The organism is Mycobacterium sp., assembly GCF_050701675.1.
Taxonomy (GTDB): domain Bacteria; phylum Actinomycetota; class Actinomycetes; order Mycobacteriales; family Mycobacteriaceae; genus Mycobacterium.
In genome coordinates, this window is record NZ_JBOGDD010000829.1 from 1 (window position 1) to 6,836 (window position 6,836).

Below are 6,836 nucleotides of genomic sequence, written 5' to 3' on the forward strand. Positions count from 1 at the left end.
CACCTACTACGAGCGCATCGAGCCGGTCGCGGAGTCCTCCCCCAACGACCTCGACCCGCGCATCGACCTCCGCGAGGCAGACCTCGAGCCCGGCCAGAAGTGGACCGGTTTCCACGCACTGGAGAAGCAGCTGTGGGTGACGGGCCTGCAGCCCGACGCCAACGCGCTCGCCGACCAGCTGGCCGCGGACGTCAAGGAACTCAACGACGGCGTCAAGGCGCCCGACTTCACCATCGACTCCACCCAGATCGCCGGTGGCGCACAGGGTCTGCTCGACGAGATCGCGTCGAGCAAGATCAGCGGTGAAGAGGACATCTTCAGCCACGCCGACCTGTGGGACTTCGAGGCCAACCTGCAGGGTTCGCAGACCGCGGTGGCCTCGGTCCGGCCGATCCTCGACGAGCGCAACCCCGACCTCGGCAAGAAGGTCGACCAGCGCTTCGCGGAGTCCGAAGCCGAGTTGGCGAAGTACCGCAGCGGTGACGGGTTCGTCCTGTACGACACGGTCACCGAGCCGCAGCGCCAAGAGCTCTCGCGCTCGATCGACGCATTGAGCAAGGAGGTCAGCCAGGTGCAGGGTGTCATTGCAGGTCAGTAGCGATGCCGGACAGTAACGATCCCGGTCTAGTGCCGGAAGGAACCCCCGCCGAATCGGACTCGGCGCGTGCAGGACTCACGCGCCGCAAGCTGTTCGGTGCGGCGGGGGTGACGGCGGCCGTGGTCGGCGCGGCCAGTGCGGGTGCGCTGGCCGGCCGGGCCTCGGCCGCGAGTTCCTCGGACGTCGAGCTGCAGAGTGCGGTTCCGTTCCGCGGGGAGCGCCAGGCCGGCATCATCACCGCGGCTCAGGACCGGATGCACTTCTGCTCCTTCGACATCACCACCGACGACCGCGACGAGGTCGTGGCCATGTTGAAGCAGTGGACCGACATGGCCGAGCGGATGACGCTCGCCGAAGAGGCCGTCAAGGACGGCGCCGTCGGGCTCAATCCGTATGCGCCACCGGCGGACACCGGCGAGGCTCTCGGCCTGCCCGCCTCCCAGCTGACCCTGACCATCGGCTTCGGCCCGTCGTTCTTCCTCGAGGACGGCAAGGACCGGTTCGGCATCGCCGACAAGCGCCCCGAGGCACTGATCGACCTGCCCAAGTTCGCAGGCGAGACGATGGACCCGGGCAGGAGCCACGGTGACATCTGCGTGCAGGCCTGCGCCAACGATCCGCAGGTCGCCGTGCACGCCATCCGCAACCTCGCCCGCGTCGCGTTCGGCACCGCCGCCGTGCGCTACTCCCAGCTCGGCTTCGGCCGCACCTCCTCGACCACACGCGGACAGTCGACACCACGAAACCTGTTCGGGTTCAAGGACGGAACCAGCAATCTCAAGGCCGAGGACACCGGCGCCCTCAACGACCACGTCTGGGTGGCCGACGGCGACGGCCCGGCGTGGCTGACGGGCGGCACCTACCTGGTGACCCGCCGCATCCGGATGCGCATCGAGAACTGGGACCACACCACGCTCCTGGAGCAGGAGCGGGTCATCGGACGCCTGAAGGGCACCGGCGCACCGATCGGGTACGCCGACGAGTTCGACGCCCTCGACTTCACCACCAAGAGCTCCAAGGGCACGCCACTGATCGACGTGGACGCCCACGTCCGGCTCGCCTCCGCCGAGAATCTCGGCGGCATCGAAATCCTGCGCCGTGGCTACAACTTCACCGACGGCAGTGACGGTTTCGGCCACCTCGACGCCGGGCTGTTCTTCATCGCCTTCGTCCGCAATCCCGTCACGCAGTTCATCCCGATGCAGATGGAGCTGTCGCGGCGCGATGCGCTCAACGAGTACATCACCCACACGGGCACGGCATTGTTCGCGTGCCCGCCGGGATTGCGCGACGGCGACCCGTCGGCCTACTGGGGTTCGACGCTGCTGTCCTGATCGACGCTGTCCTCATCGACGACGTCCAGCTCATCAGCCGCCTCGTCGACGCCTTCGGACTGCGGATCGGGCTCCTCGACAACGGCTTCCAGAGCCTCATCGTCATCGGCCTCAACCGGCTCGGCTGGGTCCTCGTCGACATCGGGCTTCTCGTCGCACCGCTCATCGGTCGGCCAGTGCGCGCGCCACTCGTCCTCGGTCACCACGCCGAGCGGGGCGGAGTCGAACTCCTGCGGAACCTCGGGGTTCCGACGGCTGGCGATGATGTTCTGCTCGACCTTGCGAACGGTGTCCATGAACTCCAAGGTCCGTGTGCGCAAACCGTTCTCGGCGTCACCGCCGAGCGCAACCCCGATGGTCAGCAGGCTCTCTGGGATCAGGTCAGCTGGCAGCCCCGCCGCAGTGACGCGTTCGTAGACCTTCTGCGTCAGCGCCAATGCGGGCTGGGCGGTCGGCACGTCCTCGACAGTGGAGACGCGCGCCTTCACCGAGCTCTCGGTGGCCTTGCGCTCCTCCCACTGGGCCAGCTGCTCCTCGAGCGAAATCGCTTCGCCGGCAAGGACGGCCGGGACCCGGTTGCCGAGCTTGCGCACCAGCGCGTCCGCCACGTCGTCGATGTCGAACGGTAGCTCCAGCGCATCCTCGGCGATGCGCGCGTGAAACAGCACCTGTAGCAACACGTCTCCGAGCTCTTCGCGCACCTCGTCGGAGTTGCCGCCTCGGACCGCGTCGAACAGCTCGTAGGTCTCCTCGAGCAGATACCGCCGAAGCGAATCGTGAGTCTGCTCGCCCTCCCACGGCCCCGAGGTCCGCAGCGTGTCCATGATCGCGACCGCGTCGATCAGTCGCTCACCGGGACGCGGGGCAGGCACGGAGATCAACGTCGCGCCCGCGGCCAGTCGCGCCTTCACCATCGGGTGGTTCGGGTCCGACGACAACAGCACCGGGGCGTCCTCACCCGTGTACGCGGGCCGTGACGCGGGCAGCGACCACGGCACCTTGACGGGCATCTCCTCGGTGTACTGCACGTCGCCGACGAGCAGCGCGATGGCCTCCACGGGCACCAGCGAAGGGCGGCGTGGATCCACCAGAACGACGGTCATCGCGATTGTCGCCACTCAGTCATGCGCTACCTCCGACGTTGGTTATATCAACATCTGATTGAGGTTTACCATCCAGCGCCAGCAGCAAACCAGCCACCACGCGCAGTAGTTCGGCGTCGCGCACCCGCGGCGCCCCGACGCCGCCGGTGACCCGCGGGATCGGAATGGTGATGGTCGACGTGGTCGCCCGATAGGTCGCCGAGGGATACATCCGCTTGAGCCGAAGTTGCTGGGAGTCGAGCAACGTCAGCGGAGTGACCCGGATCGAGGACGCCGACGCCGCCGTCACCTCGGTGACCCCGTACTCGCGGCACAGCAGGCGAAGGCGGGCGACTGCCACCAGGCGCAGCGCAGGCTCCGGCAATGGCCCGTACCGGTCGACGAGCTCGTCAACGACCGAGCTCACGGCACCGTCGTCCGATGCCGCGGCCAGCCGTCGGTAGCCCTCCAACCGCAGCCTGTCGCTGCCGATGTACTCCGGCGGCAGGTGTGCGTCGACCGGCAGATCGATGCGCACGTCCTTGGGTTCCTCGACGGCCGCAACGGTTTTGCCGTCGACCACTGCCCGGTAGGCCTCGACCGCCTCACCCACCAGGCGCACGTACAGGTCGAAGCCAACCCCCGCGACGTGGCCGGACTGCTCGGCGCCGAGCACGTTTCCGGCGCCGCGGATCTCGAGATCCTTCATCGCGACCGCCATGCCCGCGCCGAGCTCGTTGTTCTGCGCGATGGTCGCGAGCCGGTCGTACGCCGTCTCCGTCAGCGGCACCTCGGGCGGGTAAAGGAAGTACGCGTAGCCACGTTCGCGGCTGCGGCCGACGCGGCCCCGCAACTGATGTAGCTGCGAAAGGCCGAACGTGTCGGCGCGCTCGACGATGAGGGTGTTGGCATTCGAGATGTCCAGTCCGGTCTCGACGATCGTGGTGCACACCAGGATGTCGTACTCGCGGTTCCAGAACCCCTCGACTGTGCGTTCCAACACCTCCTCCGCCATCTGGCCGTGCGCCACGACGACCCTGGCCTCTGGCACCAGCTCCCTGACCTTGGCGGCGGCGGCATCGATGGTGCGGACCCGGTTGTGGATGTAGAAGGCCTGTCCGTCGCGCAGCAGCTCGCGGCGCAGCGCCGCGGCCACCTGCTTCTCGTCGTGCGGGCCGACGTAGGTGAGCACCGGGAACCGCTCCTCGGGCGGCGTGAGGATCGTCGACATCTCCCGGATGCCCGCCAGGCTCATCTCCAGGGTCCGCGGGATGGGCGTTGCACTCATCGTCAGCACGTCGACGTGGGTGCGCATCGACTTGATGTGCTCCTTGTGCTCGACACCGAACCGCTGCTCCTCGTCGACCACGACGAGGCCGAGGTCCTTCCACGTCACGCCGGTCTGCAGCAGCCGGTGCGTGCCGATGACGATGTCGACCGAACCGTCCTTCATGCCCTCGAGCGCCTTGCGGGAGTCCGCAGGGTCGGTGAACCGCGACAGCCCTTTGACCGTCACCGGGAACCCCGCCATGCGCTGGCCGAACGTCTGGAGGTGTTGATCGGCGAGCAGCGTGGTGGGCACCAGAATGGCGACCTGCTTGCCCGCCTGCACCGCCTTGAAGGCCGCCCGCACCGCGATCTCGGTCTTGCCGTATCCCACGTCACCGCAGATCACCCTGTCCATCGGCATGGGCTTCTCCATGTCCGACTTGACCTCGGTGATGGCGGTCAGCTGATCGACGGTCTCGGTGAACCCGAACGCGTCCTCCATCTCCGCCTGCCACGGGGTGTCGGGCCCGAACGCGAAGCCGGGAGCCGCCTGACGCTTGGCGTACAGCGCCACCAGCTCACCCGCGATCTCGCGGACGGCCTTGCGGGCCTTCGTCTTGGTGTTGGTCCAGTCACTGCCGCCGAGCCTGCTGAGGTTCGGCTCCTGCCCGCCGACGTAGCGCGACAGCTGATCCAGCGAGTCCATCGGCACGAAGAGTTTGTCGGACCCGCCGCCCCGCTTGGCCGACGCGTACTCCAGCACCAGGTACTCGCGCCGCGCGCCGCCGATGGTGCGCTCCACCATCTCGACGAACCGGCCGATCCCGTGCTGGTCGTGCACGACGAGGTCACCGGCCGTCAACGCCAGCGGGTCGACGACGTTGCGGCGCTTGGCGGCCAGACGCTTGCCCTCGGTGGCGGCCGCGCGGTTGCCGGTCAGGTCCGACTCGGTGATCAGGACGAGCTTCGCCCCCGGCAAGACCACGCCGTCGTGCAGCGGGCCCTTGAGCACGCCGACGACACCGGCGGCCGGCGCGGCACCTGGCTCCAACATCGTTGCCGGAACGTCGGATTCGCCCAGCTGCTCGACGACGCGGTGCGCGGTGCCCGCGCCAGGCGTCACGATCGCCGCAAATCCACCGGTGTTCACGTGTGCCCGCAGCATCGCGAAGATCTCGTCGAGGTTGTTCTGCTGGCCCCGCGCGGACGGGGCGGGGCGGATGTCCAGTTCGATGGCCGCGGGGTCGCCGAGCTGGCTCAAGGTCCACCACGGGTGCCCGCCGTCGGCGGCGCCGGACCGGACGTCGGCGAGGTCGCGGAAACCCGACCCACCGAGCTGTTCGAGGTCGATCGGCGCGTCGGCCCCCATCGCGGCCACCGACCACGACGCCTCGAGGAACTCGCGTCCCGTCTTGACCAGGTCACCCGCCCGGGTGCGCACCTTCTCCGGGTCGCAGATCAGCACGGGGGCACCGGCGGGCAGATGGTCGGTCAACAGCGTCAGCTCGGTCGGCCGCAGTACCGGGAGCAGGGCCTCCATGCCGTCGACGGGGATGCCGTCGGCCAGCTTGGCCAGCATCTCCCCGACGGTGTCGCCGACGCGGTTCTCATCGTGGGGCTGCCCCTCGGCCAGCGCGGCCGCCCGCTGGCGGACGTCGTCGGTCAGCAGCAGTTCCCGGCACGGCACGGCGATCAGGGTGTCGATAGCCAGCTCCGGGATCGAGCGCTGATCGGCGACGGCGAACATCCGCATCTCGGAGACCTCGTCACCCCAGAACTCGATGCGCACCGGGTGCTCGGCCGTCGGCGCGAACACGTCGAGGATGCCGCCGCGCACCGCGAACTCGCCGCGCTTGCCGACCATGTCGACGCGGGTGTACGCGAGGTCGACGAGGCGCGCGAGGACGCCATCGAAACCGGCCTCCTGGCCCACGGTGAGGATGACCGGCTCGATGTCGGCGAGGTCCGGCGCCATCGGCTGCAGCAGCGAGCGCGCGGTGGTCACGACGACCCGAAGGGGCACCCCGAACCTGTCGTCGTCGGGGTTGTTCAGCCTGCGCAGCACCATCATCCTGGCGCCGACCGTCTCCACTCCCGGCGACAGCCGCTCGTGCGGCAACGTCTCCCACGACGGGAACATGGTGACCACGTCACCAAGCACGGCGCGTAGTTCCGCGGTCAGGTCGTCGGCCTCCCGGCCGGTGGCAGTGACGACGAGCAGCGGGCCCGCCTGCGCGAGCGCGGCGGCGACGAACAGCCGCGCGCTGGCCGGACCCTGCAGCGCCATCTGGGGCACGCCGTCGGCGGCACGCCTGGTGAGGTCCGCCAGCCCTGGATCGGACAGTGCGAAACCGACCAGACCCGCCATCGGGGTCTGGACATGGGGGTGCCCCGATGCATTCATTGTGGGTCCATCCTAGTCGCCCACCGAAGGGCCTTGCGGCCGTGCTGAATAGGGGCCACGACGCTCACTGCTGGTCGTGCAGCTCCGGGTCGGCCTCGAGGTGGGTCAGCCCGTTCCACATCAGGTTGACGAGGTGCGCGGCCACCACC

At 68.8% G+C, this 6,836-nt stretch carries 4 protein-coding genes and 1 pseudogene; 2 read left to right on the forward strand and 3 right to left on the reverse strand.

From position 1 onward, the window contains the following. A partial coding sequence (locus ACRDUX_RS25310) for an EfeM/EfeO family lipoprotein (protein ID WP_526417683.1) occupies nucleotides 1–598 on the forward strand: 598 nt, incomplete at its 5' end. Nucleotides 599–600: 2 nt separating this feature from the next. Continuing rightward, nucleotides 601–1,932, forward strand: coding sequence for an iron uptake transporter deferrochelatase/peroxidase subunit (gene efeB, locus ACRDUX_RS25315; RefSeq protein ID WP_526417685.1), 1,332 nt, complete (start codon nucleotides 601–603; stop codon nucleotides 1,930–1,932). Here the strand turns inward: efeB and ACRDUX_RS25320 are convergent. From ACRDUX_RS25320 to ACRDUX_RS25330, 3 genes and pseudogenes are all read right to left on the reverse strand, one after another. Then, a complete protein-coding gene (locus ACRDUX_RS25320; RefSeq protein WP_526417687.1) occupies nucleotides 1,905–3,035 on the reverse strand; it encodes a nucleoside triphosphate pyrophosphohydrolase in 1,131 nt (376 codons plus the stop codon). The genes efeB and ACRDUX_RS25320 overlap by 28 nt on opposite strands. A 19-nt stretch (nucleotides 3,036–3,054) precedes the next feature. Next, the gene (gene mfd, locus ACRDUX_RS25325; RefSeq protein WP_526417689.1) at nucleotides 3,055–6,687 is read right to left on the reverse strand and encodes a transcription-repair coupling factor; all 3,633 of its coding nucleotides are present in this window, start codon (nucleotides 6,685–6,687) and stop codon (nucleotides 3,055–3,057) included. Between the two features lie 64 nt (nucleotides 6,688–6,751). Continuing rightward, nucleotides 6,752–6,836, reverse strand: a pseudogene (locus tag ACRDUX_RS25330) (TetR/AcrR family transcriptional regulator); the annotation flags it as partial.